Origin of the sequence: Peptococcus simiae, from assembly GCF_046097595.1 — a bacterium.
Classification (GTDB): domain Bacteria; phylum Bacillota; class Peptococcia; order Peptococcales; family Peptococcaceae; genus Peptococcus; species Peptococcus simiae.
On the sequence record NZ_JBJUVG010000002.1, the window covers coordinates 81,078 to 98,568 of the forward strand.

Below are 17,491 nucleotides of genomic sequence, written 5' to 3' on the forward strand. Positions count from 1 at the left end.
GGGGGAGACTTTTTGTTAAGTGACAGCTTGAAGGTATTTATTACTGTTGCCGAAAAGAAAAACTTTTCTAAAGCCGCTAAAGCACTCAACCTGACCCAGCCAGCCATTAGCTTTCAAATACAAACCCTGGAGCAGTACTACCAAACCATGCTTTTTGACCGGGTCAACCGGCATGTTAAGCTAACGGAAGCCGGCGAACTTTTATTAGAGTACGCCCTTTCCATGAATGACCTGCAAAGCCAATTGGAGCGGAAGATGCAACAACTGACTGGTCATGTGAAAGGGACCCTGATGATTGGGGCCAGCCGGACGGTTGGCGAATATGTTATGCCTCATGTTATCTGCGCCTTCAAAAAAGAATATAGCGATGTGGATATCACTCTGGAAATTCATAATACAAGAGAGGTGGAAGACCTCGTTTTATCCAAGTACCTTGATGTGGGGCTGGTTGAAAGCCAGGTCAAACATGAGGAATTAATGTTCCAAAGTATTTTAGACGATGAGCTTGTGGTTGTTGTGCCAGGAAACCACCCCTGGGCTGAAAAAGAAGAGGTCCACCTGGAAGAGTTAACCGGGGAGCCCTTTATTATCCGTGAACCGGGTTCCGGCAGCCGGCTTATCTTTGAACAGGCCTTGATTGATGCGGAGTTTGACATTGAATCCCTGAATATCATTATGGAAATCGGCAATATTACTGCCATTAAATCAGCCATTATTGGTGGCCTGGGGATTTCTGTTATGAGTAAGTGGGCTGTTCAAGACCTGGTTCAAGCGGACCTGGCCTCTATTGTCCGGATTAAGGAAGTGCCCATGCCCCGCCGCTTCAATATCCTGCTGAATGAAAGCCACTTTGAATCAGAGGCTTGCAGCCACTTTATCCAGTACCTGGCCCAAGCCAATGTAGAGCAAATTTTAGGGAGCACGGAGGAGGTGGAGCATGTTAAATGACAGCATTCGGGTCTTTTTAATGGTTGTTGAAAAGAAAAGTTTTTCTAAGGCAGCCAAGGCCCTCTTTTTGACTCAGCCGGCGGTTAGCTTTCAGATTCAAATGCTGGAAGAACACTACAGCACCCGGTTATTTGACCGGGTCAGCCGTAACATTATCCTAACAGAAAGCGGGGAGCTGCTGTATAAATTTGCGACAGAGATGAGCAATATGCAGCAGAACCTGGAAAGGGATATGCAGGAATTAAACAGCAGCATCATCGGCCGCTTGCGGATTGGGGCCAGCAATACCATCGGTGAGTATATTGCGCCTTATATCCTGGGGACCTTTAAAAAGAGACACCCCAAGGTGACCCTTTCCCTAGATGTATCCAATTCAGATGAAATAGAAATGGCCATCCATGGGACCACCCTCGATGTGGGCCTTGTTGAAGGGCCTCCTGTCGGTAAAGACTTGGAATCCATCCCCTTTTTAGATGATGAATTGGTCGTCATCACCAGCCCGGACCACCCTTGGGCCAAGTTGGACAGTATTTCCGTCTTTGAACTCGACAAGTACCCCTTTATTTCCAGAGAAAAGGGGTCCGGTACCCGGGCGGAAATTGAGCACCACTTGAAGCTGGCCGGTTTTTCCGCCAATAATTTAAACGTGATCATGCGTTTGGGCAGCACGACAGCCCTTAAGACAGCGGTTAAAATAGGCCATGGCTTCACCATCCTCTCCCGCTGGGCTATCAAGAACGAGTTAAAGGCAGGGACTCTGTCTATGACTACGTTAAAAGAAGACGAATTCAAGCGGCGGTTCCGGATTGTCTACCATAAAAAGAAATTTAAAACCCAGGCCAATGAAGAATTCTTACGCTTTTTGAAAACAGAGCATTTCTTTTAAGCCTGTTTTCTTACCTGACATACTTCACTTGTAAGGGGGTTGTCACCATGTTAGCAAAAGATATTATGACCAAAGATGTGATTACAGTGTCACCGGCTATGGATTTGAAGGAAGTGGCGGAAATCTTTATCCGGCATAATATTAGCGGGGCCCCGGTTGTTGATAGCCAAAAGCGCTTAGTTGGGGTTATCACAGAAGGGGACTTAGTGAAGCAGCAAAGACCGCTGCAAAAACCCTTATATTTAATGTTTTTAGACAGTGCCTTTCCCATTAATCAACGGGAAATCAAGGAAGAGATCAAGGTCATCACAGCCGGTAAGGTGGAAGAGCTGATGTCTTCCGAGCCAATCACCTTGCCTGAGTATGCGGATGTCTCCGAACTGGCTCAGGTGATGCTGAGCAAAAAAATTAACCGTCTACCGATTGTTAATGAAGAGGATGAACTCTTGGGCATTGTTACCCGCCAAGATATTATTCGGGCTACCTACCTAGGGGAAGATAATGACTGAACTGCTGCAAGCAAAAGAGCAGGTTAAAGTCCACCCTGAAATCGCCTACCACCAGCTTTTGAGTCTTACCATTAAACTGGGTGTCCTGCTCTTGACCAATGGGGCGGAAATATACCGGGTGGAAGAATCCATGCAGAGGATCTTAAATGCCTATGGCATCGCAACGACGGATGTTTTTGCTATTCCAAACCTCATTATTATTTCCATGGAAACGCCTGAGCAGGCGACGGTGACGAAAACCAAGAGGGTCTACGCTCGGGCAACCAATTATGATATCGTTTGTGAGGTCAATGACTATGTCCGCCACATCTGCGCAGAAAAACCATCCCTAGCAGATATCGACAAACGAATTAAGGAAATCCGCAATCGCCCCGTATATGGCTTCCCCATGCAGCTTTTTGCAGCGGCAATGGTGGGCTTTGCCTTTACTCTCTTTTTTGGGGGGAGCTTTCTGGATGCCGTCATTGGGATGACTGCCGTACTTCTGGCCAAGGCCCTTTGCATCCAGATGGAACGTTTCCATGCCAATAGCTTTTTTGTCACCGTTGTGGCCAGTTTTATTCACACCACAGTTGTTACCGGCTGTTCCTTATTTATCCCCGGCCTACAATTGGGGAAAATCATTACCGGAACCCTGATGATTCTCGTTCCCGGGGTAGCCTTTACGACAGCCATTCGTGACGTCATTGCCCGAGACCTCCTCGCCGGTATGGTGGCAGGTATTGAATGCCTCTTGGTCGGTTGTGCGATTGCCATCGGGAGTACGGTAGGCTACTGGGTCGTATCGGAAGGGTGGAAGTGGTTAACATGATTTATGTATTCGCTTTTTTTTCCAGCTTAGGCTTTGCCCTTTTATATAATTTGCGGGGGCGGCTGTTATTTTGGACCGCCTTAGGTGGTGCCCTTGGTAAATTGGCTTTTGACCTGAATGTCATTGCCGGTGAAGCCTTTGACTTCTTTACGGCTTCCATCGCCTTAGCCATTTATGCCGAGGTTATGGCCAGACTGACCAAGGTGCCGGTGATGGTCTACCTCATTGTCGGGGTCTTGCCCATTGTGCCGGGGGCCGGGGTCTACCGGGCCATAGAAAACTTTATCGCCGGGAATATTTCTGTATCGATGGGCTATGCAACCGATTCCTTGGTTGCTTGTGGCTGTATTGCCCTAGCCTTTATCCTGGTATCCTCAACCGTACGTATATTTAAACTGCGCCGGCTGCCGCTTTTAAAGCAGCACATCAAATCAGATATCCGGCCTAAAATGAGATAGTAGCGGAGGATTTATGAGTAACGAGCTTGTTCAAGTCCTGTGTCGTGGCCTGCTGGATGAACTGGAATCAGCAGATGCCTTCGTATGTATGGCACAGGAAATCAGTCGGCTTGATTTGAAACTACAGTTTATCCAGTATGCCCAGGAAGAATTGAGTCATGCCAGCTATCTGTCGGCCCTGCTAGGGCGGCTGGCTCCTGACCTGGTCTGTGCATCCCCATCTGAGCCGCCCGATTTTTCTGAAGGCCTCATGGCCTTTATGGTCACCTACCTGGCCAAGGAAGAAGCGGCGGTTTTTTATTACGAAACTTTATTGAATATGGTCGAAAAAGACGATGACAGAGCTATATTAAAGCGCATTTACGAGGAAGAGAAGGGCCATTATGAAGATTTGACCGAAATCATCAAGGCCCATGCAGTGGATATTATGGAGGCCGGATATGCATAAGTCCAAGGCGGATGAATGGGTTTATTATGTGGCGGAAATCGGCCACGAGTTACGGACTCCCTTAAATATTATTAAAGGCTTTGCGGAATTATTGGACCGGGAAGTTGCCGGTGACCTGAATCCTAAGCAGCGCATTTATACGAAAAAAATCATGCGCGAATCAGATGCCTTACTAGAGACCATCAACCAACTCTTGGACTGGGCCCGGATTTCCAGCGACCAGTTGGATCTGGCACTAGCCCCTACAGACCTTTACCTGATGGGGCTGGAAATCCAGGGGCAGTTTGAGCTGCGGATGCAGGATACCGGGGTTCAGCTGGTGAACGACATCCCTAAGGGGACCCAGGTCGACCTGGACCCGAATAAGTTTCGCCAGGTCCTGGTCAATATTGTTGATAATGCCTTTAAGTTTACCCCGCCTGGTGGGTCTATTACCTTATCCATCCGGGACCTGGCTGAAGGGATCTGCTTGGATATTCAGGATACTGGGTCCGGGATGACCCCTGACCAGCTTGGCCATATTTTTAAGGCCTTTGATACAGCCAGCAAAAACGTTGAGAAAGAAGGCCATGGCGCTGGTCTAGGCCTTTGGATCGCTAAGTCTATTGTAGAAGCCCATGGCGGCCAATTAACGGCTACCAGCACCCTTGGGGAAGGTTCCACCTTTACCATTTACCTACCAAAGGAAGCGGATGAATTATGAAGCTCATCGACTGGGGCTTGAATAAACTCGTCGGCGAAATCAAGGTTAGCCCTTCTCTCTGTGTCCGCGCCAGTTCGCCCCAGGCCAGCTGCTCCCTATGTGCCGACATCTGTCCGGAGCGGGGGATCCGGCTCACAGAAGAAGGTCCCCTGGTGCAAAGTTGTCGAGCTTGTGGCCGCTGTGTCCGGGATTGCCCTGAGCGGGTCTTTACCCTGGATGCCTTTCTCGTGGCCGATTATGTGAACAAAAAGGACCGGATTGTTATTGGTTGCACCCATGATCCAGGCGAAGCCCGGGTTGACGGACGAATTTCCTGCTTTACCCAGCTAGAGCCGGAGTGGCTGGCGCCTCTTCTTGGGAAAATGGACCAGCTGGTCCTCTATGTCGACCAAGAAGCCTGCGCAACTTGTGTCAATGATTGGTCTCCGGAAAGCCTGACTGTCCGCCTGGACCGCCTGGCCATTCCTCATCGGGACCGGCTGGTGATTATTCGGGACCCGGCCGCTTTGAACCAGTTCTTTGACCGCAAGAGGAGCCGGCGGGCCTTTATAGCAGATGGCTTCCAGTACTTCCAGGAGACAGGGAAAAAGGAGTGGCAGCTCCAACTGGCCCGGTATGTGGCCCAGGATGGTGAAAGGCGGTTGCCTAGGCGGAGCCTGCTCATTAAACCCTTTCAAGAGGCAGAAGACCTGCCCTTAGACCAGGAATTGCCCTATCGGTCCCTGGGGGCTACAGCCTGTCAGTTTTGCGGCGCCTGCAGTCAGGTCTGTCCCCATGGGGCCCTCCGCCTTGATGAGGCGGAAGGGGAGGCTCATTTGCTCCATGCCCCTGTCTTATGTAGCCAATGCCATCTCTGCCAGGATCTTTGTCCTGTTGACGGGTTGCACTGGCAAGCCCCCTTAAAGATTGAGGATATCGCGGCGCCGGCCTGGCGTTCCTTAGCTGCAGTGCGGGGCCAGGTCTGCAAGCATTGTGGCGAGATCTTTCATGAGTTACCGCTCCAGGACCCACCTATTTGTCGCTTTTGTCGGGCCCGTCAAAGGCCCGGTCAAGTATAAGATAAATAAAGGCCCAGCTAAAAGCTGGGCCTTTATTTATAGTAGATGGTTGACTTGAGCGCCGTTGGCGCTTTAGGAGCATTTATTCAGCGTTGGTATAGACATTTTGGACATCGTCATCGGCTTCCAGATCATTGACCAGTTTGGCGACCTTGGCAGCGATGTCTTCTTCGGTTTTAACGACGGTCATCGGGAGCATGCTGATATCACTGGTGATAACTGAGGCGCCGGCTTCCCGGCAGGCTTCTAAGACAGCCGAAAAATCTTCCGGACCGGTGATGACTTCATAGTGGTCGGCTTCGACAATGAAGTCTTCTGCGCCGGCTTCTAAGACCAAGTCCATCAGTTCTTCTTCGCCAAGGGCTGTTTCAGCCCGGTCGATGCCGATGGCCCCCTTGCGTTCAAATAAAAAGGCAACACAGCCATTGGTCCCAAGGTTACCGCCATTCTTATCCAGCAGGTGGCGGACATTACCGGCGGTTCGGTTTTTATTATCGGTCAGACAGTCAATCATCACCGCAACACCGCCGGGGCCGTAACCTTCATAGGTGATGTGCTCATAGTTATCGGAATCGGTATCGCCGGTTCCTTTTTTTATGGCCCGCTGTATGTTATCATTAGGCATATTATCAGCTTTGGCCTTATCAATGGCTAACTTCAGGGTTGCGTTATAAGCCGGGTCACCACCACCCATGCGGGCAGCAACGCTGATGTTGCGCGCATGTTTGGTAAAACTGGCAGACCTTTGGCTGTCCATTTTATTCTTCTTTCCTTCGATGTTATGTATACGACCCATTAAAATCCCCTTTTCTTATTAAACTAGCAGTAAAATTATAGCAGGTTGATATGCATCTTTCAAGAAAAGCGAGGTCTGGAGTGAAAATATGATTGTATTTGAAAAAGTGAGTCAAAAGCAGTTTGTAGCCGACTGGGTAGATCAACAAGAAGACAGGGAGGCCCTAGAGCAGGTGTATGACCAGATTCACTTGCCCAAGCGGGCAACGGCAGGCAGCGCCGGCTATGACTTTTACCTACCTGCTGACCTGATCCTGGCGCCAGGGGAGAGTATCTGTATCCCGACCGGTATCCGGGTCCGGATGCCGGCCGGGGTCGTTCTTTTACTGATGCCCCGGAGCGGCTTGGGGACCCGCTACCGGCTGCAACTGGCCAATACCATCGGGGTCATAGACAGTGACTACTATGGCGCCTTAAATGAAGGCCACATCCAGGCTACGCTGACCAATGACAGCAAGGAGGGGAAAGTCTTGACCCTGGCAGCCGGGGACCGCTTTATGCAGGGCATCTTTATGCCCTACCTCCTTTGTGATGATGACCAGGCCGAGACCGGCCAGCGGCTGGGCGGTTTGGGCAGTACCGACCAGGCACCAAGTGGCCAGGACGGTAGCCAGGGCGCGGGCTTGTAGTGGTTTAGCTGCTACCTCAATTTCTATCAAAATAAAGGGAGCTGACAAGGAAAAAAGCTTGACAGCTGCCGGGATCCTTGTTATCATACCAAAGGTGTCAAGGAGAATGGATTGACAGGTGATAGTATGCGTGAAAGTCTAGGCCATTTGACTTATATCACACAGTTATTTGATTTATATTCCAATTTATTAACCAAGCATCAACGACATGTTTTTGCTTTATACAATGAAGAAGACCTTTCATTAGCCGAAATTGCCGAAACCACCCAAACCTCTCGTCAGGCGGTCCACAATACCCTCCAACGGGTAGAAGGGCTACTTGATGAATATGAAGATAAGCTGGGACTGGCCAAAAAAGAGGGCTTGCAACAAGCTTATTTCAACCGGCTCCAAGAGCTGGTTGAAGGGTTGGCAGCAGGTGATCGCAAGCACCTGGATGAGGCAATGGAGATACTTTCAATTTTGAAAGGGGGCCAAAACGATGGCATTTGACGGATTAGCAGACCGCCTGCAGGATGTTTTTGCAAAAATTACCGGCAAGGGTAAAATCAGCGAAGCCGACTTAAAAGAAGTCCTAAAAGAAGTGCGCTTGGCCTTGCTGGAAGCAGACGTCAACTATAAAGTGGTCAAATCTTTTGTGGCCCACATTAAAGACCGGGCCTTAGGGAGCGAGGTCATGGAAAGCCTGACCCCGGGCCAACAGGTGGTCAAAATTGTCCATGACGAGCTGACCCAATTGATGGGCGGGGAGCAGGAAAAGCTGAAGATTGCCTCTAAACCGCCAACGGTCATTATGATGGTCGGTTTACAGGGGTCCGGTAAAACCACTACCTCCGGGAAATTAGCCCGCTACCTGCGGGATAAGCTGAAGAAACGGCCCCTCCTCGTGGCCTGTGACGTTTACCGTCCGGCAGCGGTTAAACAATTAGAAGTCCTGGGCGAACAATTGGAGATTCCTGTTTACTCTGAGGGAACTGATGAAAACCCGGTAGAAATTGCACAAAGAGCCCTTGTCCATGCCGGTAACCATAATAATGACATTGTCATTCTGGATACCGCCGGGCGCCTCCATATTGATGAAGCCCTGATGGGCGAACTCTCTGCCATCCAAGAGGAGGTAGAGCCGACGGAAATTCTCCTGGTCATCGATGCCATGACCGGGCAAGACGCCGTCAGCGTCGCAGAGGGATTTAACGCAACCCTGGGCATTAGCGGCCTGGTTCTGACCAAACTGGACGGCGACACCCGCGGGGGCGCAGCCCTTTCTGTTAAAGAAGTCACCGGCTGTCCGATTAAGTTCATCGGGATGGGGGAAAAGCTGGATGCTCTTGAGCCCTTCCATCCGGACCGAATGGCTAATCGGATCCTGGGCATGGGGGATGTCTTGACCCTCATCGATAAGGCCCAGGAGGCCTTTGACGAAGACCAGGCCAAGAAAATCCAAGAGCGGATCATCAACCAATCCTTTACCTTGGATGACTACCTGGACCAGATGGCCCAAATGCAACAGATGGGCGATATGGACTCTATTTTAGAAATGGTCCCCGGCCTCAATAAAAAGGCCTTGAAAAATGTTAAAATTGACGCCAGAGAAATGGATCGGAGCAAGGCTGTCATCCTTTCCATGACCAAGGCTGAGCGGCAGAACCCCAAGATTATCAATGGGAGTCGCCGCAAACGTATTGCAGCCGGCGCCGGTGTCCGCGTCCAAGACGTTAACCGGCTCTTAAAGCAATTTGACCAATCGCAAACCATGATGAAACAATTAACCCAAATGGCCGGCGGCAAAGGCGGCAAAAAGAAACGCCTGCCCTTTTTCGGCCTGTAATCTCGCATAGGAGGTGAGTAGGAATGGCAACAAAAATCAGATTAAAACGGATGGGCGCTAAAAAGAAACCTTTTTATCGTATTGTTGTAGCTGATAGCCGGGCACCGCGTGACGGTCGCTTCATCGAAGAAATCGGTTATTATGACCCCAACAAGAACCCCGCTGACATTAAAGTTGACGCTGAGAAAGCACAAAAATGGCTTTCCACCGGTGCACAACCGTCTGACACCGTACGTAGCTTATTTAAAAAAGTTGGCGTTAAGAAAAACGCTTAAGGAGTGGGAGCCATGGAAGCACTGGTCAAACACCTGGTGCAAGCACTGGTTGATCAACCAGATAAGGTGGACGTCTCTATAGAAGAAAACGATACCACTGTTCAGGTGACTGTACAGGTCGCTAGCGAAGATATGGGCAAGATTATCGGTAAACAAGGCCGGATTGCCAATGCTTTGCGCACAGTGCTCAAAGCAGTCGGCGCCCGTATGCATAAAAAAGTTTACGTAGAAATTGTAGAATAACTTGAATCCGGAAGCCCGTTGGGATTCCGGATTTTTTAGAAAGGAGATTCCTATGGACGCAAATAAATTAACCGTTATGGGCAAAGTGACTTACAAGCAAGTCGTTACCCAGGCTTATAAGGATAAGGCCCTGGCTGAAGTGGATGAGCAAATCAAGCAAATTGATGACGAGCTCGCCAACTTTGACAAGCAAATGGACAAGACCATGACGGAGCTCACCCTCAAAGCCCACCCCCAAGTAGAACAACTGCGTCAGCAATTTAATATGGAACGTCAAAAAATTGCCGTTTACCGCGAGCAAATGGAAGCCAGCAAGGCAGCGGTAGATGCCCTCCAAGAAGGGGAAGAAGTGACCGCCGGGGAAGGTAACTTTGTCACTGAACTGGTCGAAGGGGAGGCCTTCAACCTCAACTTAAACCGTGAAATCGTCGTTAAAGATGATATCGTTGTCAAAATCCGTCAAATCAATGGCTAAGACAATCTTGATTGGACGGATCCAGGGGGCCCATGGGGTCCAGGGGGAGCTGAAAATTCAGCCCCTCTGTGATGACCCTCACCGGTTTTCGGACCTGGAGGAAATCATCCTGACCAAGGGTAACCGCAGCATGACCCATGCCATTGACCAGGTCCGCTACCATAAGGGTAGCGTCCTCCTTGTCTTGGCTGATGTAGAAGACCGGACGGCGGCTGAACTACTGAAGGGCTACGAGTGCCATATTCCTTTGGCCTTAAGGCGTCCTCTGCCGCCGGACCGCTTTTATATCGAGGACTTAATTGGCCTGGATGTCTACCAGGATGATGAGCACCTGGGCCAGGTCAAAGAAGTTCTCCAGCCCGGCGCCAATGATGTTTATGTGGTCCAGGGGGCAGAGGAGGTCATCTATGTGCCGGCTTTAAAAGAAGTGGTTCGCCAGGTGGACTTGGCCGCCGGCCGGATGGACGTTGACCTGCCCAAGGGCTTGAGGGACTAGGCCGATGAAGATACGCATTTTTTCCTTATTCCCTGAAATGTTTGAAGGTCCCCTAACCGCCAGTCTTTTAGGTAAGGCCTGTGATAAGGGGATCCTTTCTATAGAAGTTGTGAACTTCAGGGACTATGCCCTGGATAAACACCGGCATGTGGATGATACCCCCTATGGCGGCGGCCAGGGGATGGTTTTAATGCCCCAGCCCCTGGTCGATGCCCTGGAAGACCATGCGCCGGATTCCGCCAATAGTGAGGTCATCCTCTTATCACCCCAGGGTAAGCCCTTTAGCCAGGCAGATGCCGTCCGTTTATCCAAGCGGGAGGACCTGGCCTTTGTTTGTGGCCACTACGAGGGCTTTGATGAGCGGATTCGCCATTTTGTGGACAGTGAGTATTCCATTGGTGACTATGTTCTGACCGGTGGCGAGTTGCCGGCCATGGTTATGATTGACACCATTGCCCGGCTGATCCCCGGGGTCATCAAGGAGCAGGCCTCCTATGAAGAGGACTCTTTTTTCCAGGGGCTCCTGGAATATCCCCAGTATACCAAGCCAAGAGACTACCGGGGGATGGAGGTGCCTGAAGTTCTCCTGTCCGGCCACCATGCCAATATCCGGCGTTGGCAAAAAAAAGAAGCCCTTCGCCGGACCTGGCAGCGGCGGCCGGACTTGCTGGAGGGCTACCCTTTTTCAGCTGAAGAAGAGGCCCTCCTGCAGGCGGTTCAAGATGAAGAAGGCTCGAATGAGTAGAGATAAGTATACCCCGGCAGTTTGTCCTCAGGGACAGGTGCCGGGGTATTTGTTTATTTATTAATTGGTGCTGGCTCAATATCTAGTTTAGATTTGCTTGTATAAATCCATCATTTCCAGGGCGCCGACCGCTGCATCGTAACCCTTGTTGCCGGCCTTGCTCCCGGCCCGTTCAATGGCCTGGGCGATGGAGTCGGTTGTCAGGACCCCAAACATGACCGGGCACTTGGCTGTCATGGATAGGGCGGCAATCCCCTTGGAAACTTCTGCACAGACATAGTCAAAGTGGGGGGTGGCCCCGCGAATGACAGCACCGAGGCAAATAACAGCATCATACTTGTCGCTTAAGGCAACTCGCTGGGCGACAGAGGGGATTTCAAAGGCCCCGGGCACCCAGAATAAGTCAATCTGGTCGCTGGCAATGCCGTGACGGGTTAGGGCGTCTTCAGCCCCGCCAATTAATTTATTGACGATGAGCTCATTAAAACGGGAAGCGACAATGGCGATTTTTTCGTCTTGACCGACTAAGTGACCGTTGATAATACGCATAATATCCTCCTAGTTTGTGGTATCGTAGTTGAGCCAGTGGTTCATTTTTTCTTGCTTGGTTCTTAAGTAGCAGGCATCCGCATCATGTATGGGCATTTGGATGGGGACCCTTTCGACAATTTCCATGCCATAGGCCTTGAGGTCGTAAACCTTTTGGGGGTTATTGGTCATAATCCGCAGCTGCTTGGCGCCGAGGTCCCGCAGGATTTGGGCCCCTACGCTGTAATCCCGCATATCATCCGGAAAGCCCAGCATATTATTGGCTTCAATGGTGTCATAGCCTTGGTCCTGGAGGGCGTAGGCCTTTATTTTATTGATCAAGCCAATGCCGCGGCCTTCTTGGCGCAAGTAGAGGAGGATGCCCCGGCCTTCTTTGGCAATGGCCTTCATGGCGGCGTCGTATTGCTCGCCGCAATCACACCGGCGGCTGCCTAGGGCATCACCGGTCAGGCATTCGGAATGGACCCGGCAGAGAACCGGTTGGCCATCGGTGACGTCGCCTTTGACCAGGGCCACATGGTGCTCGCCGTTAATGAGGTTAATATAGCCGTAAATGGTGAAGTCACCATACCGGGTGGGCATTTTCGCCTTGGCCACTTGCTCAATGATGACCTCGTTGACCTTCCGGTAGTGGAGGAGGTCCTTGATAGTGATGAAGGGCATGTCGTACTTTTGGGCCACCTGGTGGAGGTCGCTGGTCCGCATCATGGTGCCATCGTCATTCATAATTTCACAGCAGAGGCCGCAGGCATCCAGACCGGCCAGACGTAGGAGGTCAACGGTGGCCTCGGTGTGCCCCTGCCGTTCAAAGACACCCCGGTCCTTGGCAATGAGGGGAAACATATGGCCCGGCCGGCGGAAGTCCTCGGGCTTGGCCTTGGGATCAATACACTGGCGGGCGGTATAGCCCCTTTCCACGGCAGAAATGCCGGTGCTTGTATCGACATGGTCAATGGATACGGTAAAAGCCGTTTCATGGTTATCGGTATTTTTGGTGACCATCTGGGACAGGCCCAGCTTTTCGCCAAATTCACTGCTCATGGGCATACAGATGAGCCCCTTGGCGATGGAGGCCATCATATTGACATTTTCAGTGCTGGCAAATTCGGCGGCACAAATCATATCGCCTTCATTTTCCCGGTCCGGGTCATCTGTTACGATGATGATGCCGCCATCGCGCAGGCGCTGTAAGGCTTCTTCTACGGTATTGAATGCGTGCATAGTCATGCTCCTTTACTTTATAGGTAGCCGTGTTGGGCGAGAAAGTCGAGGTCAATTTGGTCAGCGGGGGCATCGGGCTGGGCATCGCTGGTGTTTCCGGCCAGCATTTTTTCGACATACTTGGCCAGGATGTCACACTCAATGTTCACTGTTTGCCCGATTGTAGCCTTTTCCAGGGTGGTGGCTTGGAGGCTGTGGGGGATGACAGCGATGGTGATAATGGTCCCTTCGACCTTGGCTAGGGTAAGGCTGATGCCGTCAATGGCAATAGACCCTTTTTCAACGACCCAGCGGGTCATGTCGGAACCGATATCCAGGCTAAAAAGTTTAACTTGGCCATCTGGGACAATCGCTACGATTTGGCCGGTTCCGTCCAGGTGGCCGCTCACAATATGGCCGCCAAAGCGACCGCCCATGGCCATGGCCCGTTCCAGGTTGACGGCATCGCCACGGCTGAGTTGGGCGATATTCGACCGGTGGATGCTTTCCCGGCTCACATCTGCGGAAAAGGCATGGCCTTTTATTTTTGTGACGGTCAGGCACATGCCATTGACAGCAATGCTTTCGCCTAAGACCAACTGGTCGTAGGGTGGGCTGGCTAAGATGGTCAGCTCCAAGCCGGATGCCGTCGGCTCCAGGGCCTGGAGGATTCCGGTGCGGTCGATTAATCCGGTGAACATGGGTCTACCTCCTTATAGCTGAGGGTAGCGGTATAGAGTACATCGTCACCTAAGAGGGCAAGCTCCGGTTGGATAAGTTGGTAGGCGGTAGAGGGACCGGTACAGCCTGTTTCTTGTAAGATAGCCTGGTTGAGGGCCGTCTGGCCTAAGAGCTTCGGGGCTAAAATCAGCTGGAAGGTATGGATTAAGCGGGCCTTCAGCATGGCGGCAGCCAGGTGGGCCCCACCTTCCAGGAGGATTTCATCAATGCCTCTTTCAGACAAGCGGCGACAGAGGTCTACTAAGGGAACATCAGCCTGGTCCGGCCAATGCCAGACCTCTATCCCGGCCTGGTCCAGCTTGTCTAAATAGCTGGACGGCCCGGCACAGGCAAAGATAGTCGGTAGGTCGCGGGCAGTCTTCAAAATCTGACTACCTGCCAGGGCCTGGCCATCATGGCCCACAATGACGCGAAGCAAGGGGGCTGCAGGACTGATGCCGGACCGGTCGGTTAGGCGGGGGTCATCTTTCCGGACAGTACCGGCACCGACCATAATGGCTCCTACTCGGTGACGGAGGTCTTGGACCCATTTGTCCGCTTCAGTCCCGGATATCTTCCGGTCCTGACTGTCCGGGGCCGGTGCCACACAGCCATCAGCTGTAGCGGCTACCTTCCAGCGGACCAGGGGAAGGCCGGTCTTTAGACAGTAGAAGAAGGCTTCATTTAATTTTTCTGCCTCTGTCCGCATGAGGCCGATATCTACCTTTAAGCCGGCCTCTAATAGGATTTCGGCCCCGCCCTTGGCGACCGGGTTGGGGTCTCTAGTGGCGATAACCACCCGGCTAATGCCGGCGGCGATAAGGGCTTCCGTACAGGGGGGTGTTTTCCCGGTATGGCTACAGGGCTCCAGGGTGACAAAGCAAGTGGCCCCGCGCAGGTCCTGGTCGCCGGCAGCGGCCAAGGCCTCGCGTTCGGCATGGGGACCGCCGTACTTTTTATGCCAACCCTCGGCAAGAATTTTGCCATCCTTAGCAATTACACAACCCACCATGGGGTTGGGTGCCACTTGCCCGGCGCCCCGGCTGGCTAGGTGTAAGGCGCGGGTCATCATCAAACGATCATTCATAGGCCCTCCAATAAAAAAAGTGTGCCCGGTCAGGGCACACTGAAATGGACTCAATAAGCATCGCTTTTGAGGAACTCTTCTTTCATCCAGACTTTACTGTCGGCTTCGTACTTACAACGAATCAGCACCAAAGTGCTCGCGGGCTTTACCGCCGGTCGGGAATTTCACCCTGCCCTGAAGAATTATTCAATTATTAATCATATCATAGTCCTTTCATATGCACCTGTCAAGTCTGCAAAAGAGACCTTCCGGGGGGCAAGCGTTGACGTGGTGAGACGGTCAAGGTAAAATAAAACGGAAAGACAGGTGATCGGATGGCTGAATACAGCAGCAAAGAAGATATGATGGCGCTTATCCAAAAACTCCGCCATTATGAATATTGTTACTATGTTTTGGATCAGCCGGAAGTTAGTGATAGCACGTATGACGGCCTTTACCAAACCCTACTTGCTATTGAAGCAGCGCACCCGGATTGGGTCCAGCCTGATTCGCCCAGCCAGCGGGTTGGGGGTGCAGTGGCAGAAGGCTTTGAGACTGTCGTTCACCAGGTGCCCCTGCTAAGCCTGGCCAATGCCTTTTCAGAGGAAGACTTATACACGTTTGACAGCCAGGTCCGCCGGAGTCTGGGTAAAGACCGGGTGGCCTACAGTGTTGAATACAAGATTGATGGTCTCTCCATGGCTCTGACCTACCGAGATGGCCTCCTGGTCATGGGAGCCACCCGGGGCAACGGTCAAATTGGCGAAGTGGTGACGGATAACATAAAAACCATCAAGAGCGTGCCCCTGCGGCTTAATGAGCCTGTTGGCCAGCTGGTGGTCCGGGGAGAGGTCTACCTGCCCAAAAAAGACTTCCTGGCCCTCAATGACAAGCGTCAGGCGGCAGACCTGCCCTTATTTGCCAATGCCCGGAATGCAGCAGCAGGGTCTGTCCGGCAGCTTGACCCCAAGGTGGCCGCTGCCCGTCCCTTAGCCCTGCGTTTTTATGATATCCTCGCCAGCAGTGCCTCTTTTTCCAGCCAGGCCGAAGTCCTGGCCGCCATCCGGTCCTGGGGCTTGCGGCCGGTGGAAGCCTACCATTGCGAGGGCATAGAGGCCGTTTGCCAAGCGGTTCAGAAGATAACCGCCGACCGGGACCAAATCCCCTATGATATTGACGGGATTGTCGTCAAGGTGGACAACTTGGCTGACCGATCGGCCTTAAGTGTCCGGGCCAAGACGCCCCGCTGGGCCATTGCCTATAAGTTTCCGGCTGAGCAGCAGGAAACGCGAATCACCGCCATCACAACCCAGGTGGGACGGACAGGTGCAGTCACGCCGGTTGCTGAGCTTGAACCGACCCTGGTGGCCGGTTCCGTCGTTAGCCGGGCCACCCTCCATAATGAGGACTTTATCCAGGCCAAGGATGTCCGGGTGGGGGATAGCGTTCTTATCCAAAAAGCCGGCGATGTCATCCCGGAAGTGGTCCAGGTCTTGCCGGAAAAACGTCCGGCAGCCAGTGCACCCTACCAATTTCCCCAGACCTGCCCATCCTGCCAGTCCCACCTCATCCGCATAGAAGGGGAGGCCGTCTGGCGTTGCCCTAACCGATTGGGTTGTCCGGCTCAAATCCAGGCCGGCATCCTGCACATGGCTGCCAGAGATGCCCTGGATATCGATGGCTTGGGGCCGTCCTTGATTCGGCAGCTTTATGAAGCAGACCTGATTCATACCGCTGCAGACTTATTCCAGCTCAGCAAAGAAGACCTGCTTCCCCTGGATCGGATGGGGGATAAACGGGCGGATAATTTACTCAAGGCCTTGGAAGAAGCGAAATCCAGGCCCTTTGACCGCTTTATTTACGCCCTGGGTATTCCCCTAGTGGGCTTAAATGTCAGCCAAATATTAGTGCGCCACTTACAGGACCTGGATGCCTTTCAAGAAGCCAGGGAAGAAGAACTCCTGGCCATTGACGGCATTGGTCCCGGGATTGCCGAAGCGGTTGTCGGCTACTTTGAAGATGAGGCCAACCAAAAGCTCTTGGCCGACCTAAAGGCAGCCGGCGTCAGCTACCAAGTTCAGGCGCAAGAGGAAGTGGAAGGGCGGCTGACGGGTAAAACCTTTGTTTTAACCGGGATCCTTCCGGACTATTCAAGAAATGAGATGAAGGCCCTCCTGGAAAAGGAAGGGGCTAAGGTTACTGGGTCTGTGAGCAAGAAGACCGACTATGTCGTTGCCGGTGAAGAAGCCGGCTCAAAATTGGATAAGGCCCAGGCCCTGGGTATACCTGTGCTCGACCAGGCAGGGGTCCTTGACCTCCTTCATCAATAAACCATAGATTAGTAAGAGGAATAGGAGATGCGAGATGCTAACTAAAGAAACCGTTGAACACATTGCGCACTTGGCGCGGCTGTCCTTCAGCGAAGCGGAAATCGAGGACCAATTAAAACAATTGGATATGATCATTGATATGATGGATATCTTAACCACCATTGATACCGAAGGCGTCCCTCCCTTAAATCACGTTTTAGAACTGTCCAATGTTTACAGGGAAGATGAAGTTCAAGACAGCTTGCCCCGGGAAGAAGCCCTGGCCAATGGGCCTGAAGTGGCAGCAGGCATGTTTCAAGTGCCCAAGATTGTATAGGAG

At 52.0% G+C, this 17,491-nt stretch carries 23 protein-coding genes and 1 riboswitch; of the genes, 18 read left to right on the plus strand and 5 right to left on the minus strand.

The features are described 5' to 3' along the window. The first annotated feature begins 12 nt into the window (after positions 1-12). From ACKQTC_RS01845 to ACKQTC_RS01880, 8 genes are read left to right on the plus strand one after another with little or no spacing between them, the layout of a single operon-like run. The gene (locus tag ACKQTC_RS01845; RefSeq protein WP_408976730.1) at positions 13-948 is read left to right on the plus strand and encodes a selenium metabolism-associated LysR family transcriptional regulator; all 936 of its coding nucleotides are present in this window, start codon (positions 13-15) and stop codon (positions 946-948) included. Beyond that, positions 938-1,834 (plus strand): selenium metabolism-associated LysR family transcriptional regulator, encoded by an 897-nt coding sequence (locus ACKQTC_RS01850; protein ID WP_408976731.1) that lies wholly within the window; start codon positions 938-940, stop codon positions 1,832-1,834. The genes ACKQTC_RS01845 and ACKQTC_RS01850 overlap by 11 nt, the downstream gene beginning before the upstream one ends. Before the next feature lie 47 nt (positions 1,835-1,881). Then, entirely contained in the window at positions 1,882-2,343 is a 462-nt protein-coding gene (locus ACKQTC_RS01855; protein ID WP_408976732.1) for a CBS domain-containing protein, read from the plus strand. Beyond that, a complete protein-coding gene (locus ACKQTC_RS01860; protein ID WP_408976733.1) occupies positions 2,336-3,154 on the plus strand; it encodes a threonine/serine exporter family protein in 819 nt (272 codons plus the stop codon). The genes ACKQTC_RS01855 and ACKQTC_RS01860 overlap by 8 nt, the downstream gene beginning before the upstream one ends. Then, positions 3,151-3,612 carry a threonine/serine exporter family protein gene (locus ACKQTC_RS01865; RefSeq protein ID WP_408976734.1) on the plus strand — a complete coding sequence of 154 codons (462 nt, stop codon included), beginning with the start codon at positions 3,151-3,153 and terminating at the stop codon, positions 3,610-3,612. The genes ACKQTC_RS01860 and ACKQTC_RS01865 overlap by 4 nt, the downstream gene beginning before the upstream one ends. Before the next feature lie 13 nt (positions 3,613-3,625). Beyond that, positions 3,626-4,060 carry a ferritin family protein gene (locus ACKQTC_RS01870; RefSeq protein ID WP_408976735.1) on the plus strand — a complete coding sequence of 145 codons (435 nt, stop codon included), beginning with the start codon at positions 3,626-3,628 and terminating at the stop codon, positions 4,058-4,060. Further along, a complete protein-coding gene (locus tag ACKQTC_RS01875) occupies positions 4,053-4,763 on the plus strand; it encodes a sensor histidine kinase (protein WP_408976736.1) in 711 nt (236 codons plus the stop codon). Before ACKQTC_RS01870 ends, ACKQTC_RS01875 begins: the two co-directional genes overlap by 8 nt. Beyond that, positions 4,760-5,821 (plus strand): 4Fe-4S dicluster domain-containing protein, encoded by a 1,062-nt coding sequence (locus tag ACKQTC_RS01880; protein ID WP_408976737.1) that lies wholly within the window; start codon positions 4,760-4,762, stop codon positions 5,819-5,821. Before ACKQTC_RS01875 ends, ACKQTC_RS01880 begins: the two co-directional genes overlap by 4 nt. An 82-nt stretch (positions 5,822-5,903) precedes the next feature. Here ACKQTC_RS01880 and ACKQTC_RS01885 read toward each other — a convergent pair whose 3' ends face one another. After that, positions 5,904-6,617, minus strand: coding sequence for a YebC/PmpR family DNA-binding transcriptional regulator (locus ACKQTC_RS01885; protein WP_408976738.1), 714 nt, complete (start codon positions 6,615-6,617; stop codon positions 5,904-5,906). A gap of 88 nt (positions 6,618-6,705) precedes the next feature. On the opposite strand from ACKQTC_RS01885, the gene ACKQTC_RS01890 reads away from it, so the two are divergent. The 8 genes from ACKQTC_RS01890 (at position 6,706) to trmD (ending at position 11,307) form a co-directional block, all read left to right on the plus strand. After that, on the plus strand, positions 6,706-7,245 hold the full coding sequence (locus ACKQTC_RS01890) for a dCTP deaminase/dUTPase family protein (RefSeq protein WP_408976739.1): 540 nt from the start codon (positions 6,706-6,708) through the stop codon (positions 7,243-7,245). A gap of 126 nt (positions 7,246-7,371) precedes the next feature. Then, positions 7,372-7,737 carry a YlxM family DNA-binding protein gene (gene ylxM / locus ACKQTC_RS01895; protein ID WP_408976740.1) on the plus strand — a complete coding sequence of 122 codons (366 nt, stop codon included), beginning with the start codon at positions 7,372-7,374 and terminating at the stop codon, positions 7,735-7,737. Beyond that, entirely contained in the window at positions 7,727-9,073 is a 1,347-nt protein-coding gene (gene ffh / locus ACKQTC_RS01900; protein WP_408976741.1) for a signal recognition particle protein, read from the plus strand. The genes ylxM and ffh overlap by 11 nt, the downstream gene beginning before the upstream one ends. 23 nt (positions 9,074-9,096) lie before the next feature. After that, positions 9,097-9,348, plus strand: coding sequence for a 30S ribosomal protein S16 (gene rpsP, locus ACKQTC_RS01905; RefSeq protein WP_408976742.1), 252 nt, complete (start codon positions 9,097-9,099; stop codon positions 9,346-9,348). Positions 9,349-9,360: 12 nt separating this feature from the next. Continuing rightward, a complete protein-coding gene (locus ACKQTC_RS01910) occupies positions 9,361-9,591 on the plus strand; it encodes a KH domain-containing protein (protein ID WP_408976743.1) in 231 nt (76 codons plus the stop codon). 52 nt (positions 9,592-9,643) lie between these two features. Further along, positions 9,644-10,066 (plus strand): YlqD family protein, encoded by a 423-nt coding sequence (locus tag ACKQTC_RS01915; protein WP_408976744.1) that lies wholly within the window; start codon positions 9,644-9,646, stop codon positions 10,064-10,066. Beyond that, complete coding sequence (rimM, locus tag ACKQTC_RS01920; protein ID WP_408976745.1) at positions 10,059-10,562, plus strand: ribosome maturation factor RimM; 504 nt, start codon at positions 10,059-10,061, stop codon at positions 10,560-10,562. The genes ACKQTC_RS01915 and rimM overlap by 8 nt, the downstream gene beginning before the upstream one ends. A gap of 4 nt (positions 10,563-10,566) precedes the next feature. Continuing rightward, entirely contained in the window at positions 10,567-11,307 is a 741-nt protein-coding gene (gene trmD / locus ACKQTC_RS01925) for a tRNA (guanosine(37)-N1)-methyltransferase TrmD (RefSeq protein ID WP_408976746.1), read from the plus strand. An 87-nt stretch (positions 11,308-11,394) separates the two neighbouring features. Here trmD and ribH read toward each other — a convergent pair whose 3' ends face one another. The 4 genes from ribH to ribD are packed head-to-tail and all read right to left on the minus strand — an operon-like array spanning position 11,395 to position 14,863. Then, a complete protein-coding gene (gene ribH, locus ACKQTC_RS01930; RefSeq protein WP_408976747.1) occupies positions 11,395-11,856 on the minus strand; it encodes a 6,7-dimethyl-8-ribityllumazine synthase in 462 nt (153 codons plus the stop codon). 9 nt (positions 11,857-11,865) lie between these two features. Continuing rightward, complete coding sequence (locus ACKQTC_RS01935; protein ID WP_408976748.1) at positions 11,866-13,077, minus strand: bifunctional 3,4-dihydroxy-2-butanone-4-phosphate synthase/GTP cyclohydrolase II; 1,212 nt, start codon at positions 13,075-13,077, stop codon at positions 11,866-11,868. Between the two features lie 17 nt (positions 13,078-13,094). After that, the gene (locus tag ACKQTC_RS01940; protein ID WP_408976749.1) at positions 13,095-13,757 is read right to left on the minus strand and encodes a riboflavin synthase; all 663 of its coding nucleotides are present in this window, start codon (positions 13,755-13,757) and stop codon (positions 13,095-13,097) included. Continuing rightward, the gene (gene ribD / locus ACKQTC_RS01945) at positions 13,742-14,863 is read right to left on the minus strand and encodes a bifunctional diaminohydroxyphosphoribosylaminopyrimidine deaminase/5-amino-6-(5-phosphoribosylamino)uracil reductase RibD (RefSeq protein WP_408976750.1); all 1,122 of its coding nucleotides are present in this window, start codon (positions 14,861-14,863) and stop codon (positions 13,742-13,744) included. The genes ACKQTC_RS01940 and ribD overlap by 16 nt, the downstream gene beginning before the upstream one ends. Before the next feature lie 70 nt (positions 14,864-14,933). Then, positions 14,934-15,049, minus strand: a riboswitch (FMN riboswitch). A gap of 128 nt (positions 15,050-15,177) precedes the next feature. Here ribD and ligA point away from each other — a divergent pair. Then, positions 15,178-17,172 (plus strand): NAD-dependent DNA ligase LigA, encoded by a 1,995-nt coding sequence (gene ligA / locus ACKQTC_RS01950; RefSeq protein ID WP_408976751.1) that lies wholly within the window; start codon positions 15,178-15,180, stop codon positions 17,170-17,172. A gap of 34 nt (positions 17,173-17,206) precedes the next feature. Next, on the plus strand, positions 17,207-17,488 hold the full coding sequence (gatC, locus tag ACKQTC_RS01955; protein WP_408976752.1) for an Asp-tRNA(Asn)/Glu-tRNA(Gln) amidotransferase subunit GatC: 282 nt from the start codon (positions 17,207-17,209) through the stop codon (positions 17,486-17,488). Positions 17,489-17,491: the final 3 nt, after the last annotated feature.

Bases quoted from the DNA above. Each gene is read 5' to 3' on its own strand.
- ACKQTC_RS01850 (WP_408976731.1), top strand. From the start codon at position 938: ATGTTAAATGACAGCATTCGGGTCTTTTTAATGGTTGTTGAAAAGAAA.
- ACKQTC_RS01855 (WP_408976732.1), top strand. From the start codon at position 1,882: ATGTTAGCAAAAGATATTATGACCAAAGATGTGATTACAGTGTCACCG.
- ACKQTC_RS01860 (WP_408976733.1), top strand. From the start codon at position 2,336: ATGACTGAACTGCTGCAAGCAAAAGAGCAGGTTAAAGTCCACCCTGAA.
- ACKQTC_RS01865 (WP_408976734.1), top strand. From the start codon at position 3,151: ATGATTTATGTATTCGCTTTTTTTTCCAGCTTAGGCTTTGCCCTTTTA.
- ACKQTC_RS01870 (WP_408976735.1), top strand. From the start codon at position 3,626: ATGAGTAACGAGCTTGTTCAAGTCCTGTGTCGTGGCCTGCTGGATGAA.
- ACKQTC_RS01875 (WP_408976736.1), top strand. From the start codon at position 4,053: ATGCATAAGTCCAAGGCGGATGAATGGGTTTATTATGTGGCGGAAATC.
- ACKQTC_RS01880 (WP_408976737.1), top strand. From the start codon at position 4,760: ATGAAGCTCATCGACTGGGGCTTGAATAAACTCGTCGGCGAAATCAAG.
- ACKQTC_RS01885 (WP_408976738.1), bottom strand. From the start codon at position 6,617: ATGGGTCGTATACATAACATCGAAGGAAAGAAGAATAAAATGGACAGC.
- ACKQTC_RS01890 (WP_408976739.1), top strand. From the start codon at position 6,706: ATGATTGTATTTGAAAAAGTGAGTCAAAAGCAGTTTGTAGCCGACTGG.
- ylxM (WP_408976740.1), top strand. From the start codon at position 7,372: ATGCGTGAAAGTCTAGGCCATTTGACTTATATCACACAGTTATTTGAT.
- ffh (WP_408976741.1), top strand. From the start codon at position 7,727: ATGGCATTTGACGGATTAGCAGACCGCCTGCAGGATGTTTTTGCAAAA.
- rpsP (WP_408976742.1), top strand. From the start codon at position 9,097: ATGGCAACAAAAATCAGATTAAAACGGATGGGCGCTAAAAAGAAACCT.
- ACKQTC_RS01910 (WP_408976743.1), top strand. From the start codon at position 9,361: ATGGAAGCACTGGTCAAACACCTGGTGCAAGCACTGGTTGATCAACCA.
- ACKQTC_RS01915 (WP_408976744.1), top strand. From the start codon at position 9,644: ATGGACGCAAATAAATTAACCGTTATGGGCAAAGTGACTTACAAGCAA.
- rimM (WP_408976745.1), top strand. From the start codon at position 10,059: ATGGCTAAGACAATCTTGATTGGACGGATCCAGGGGGCCCATGGGGTC.
- trmD (WP_408976746.1), top strand. From the start codon at position 10,567: ATGAAGATACGCATTTTTTCCTTATTCCCTGAAATGTTTGAAGGTCCC.
- ribH (WP_408976747.1), bottom strand. From the start codon at position 11,856: ATGCGTATTATCAACGGTCACTTAGTCGGTCAAGACGAAAAAATCGCC.
- ACKQTC_RS01935 (WP_408976748.1), bottom strand. From the start codon at position 13,077: ATGCACGCATTCAATACCGTAGAAGAAGCCTTACAGCGCCTGCGCGAT.
- ACKQTC_RS01940 (WP_408976749.1), bottom strand. From the start codon at position 13,757: ATGTTCACCGGATTAATCGACCGCACCGGAATCCTCCAGGCCCTGGAG.
- ribD (WP_408976750.1), bottom strand. From the start codon at position 14,863: ATGAATGATCGTTTGATGATGACCCGCGCCTTACACCTAGCCAGCCGG.
- ligA (WP_408976751.1), top strand. From the start codon at position 15,178: ATGGCTGAATACAGCAGCAAAGAAGATATGATGGCGCTTATCCAAAAA.
- gatC (WP_408976752.1), top strand. From the start codon at position 17,207: ATGCTAACTAAAGAAACCGTTGAACACATTGCGCACTTGGCGCGGCTG.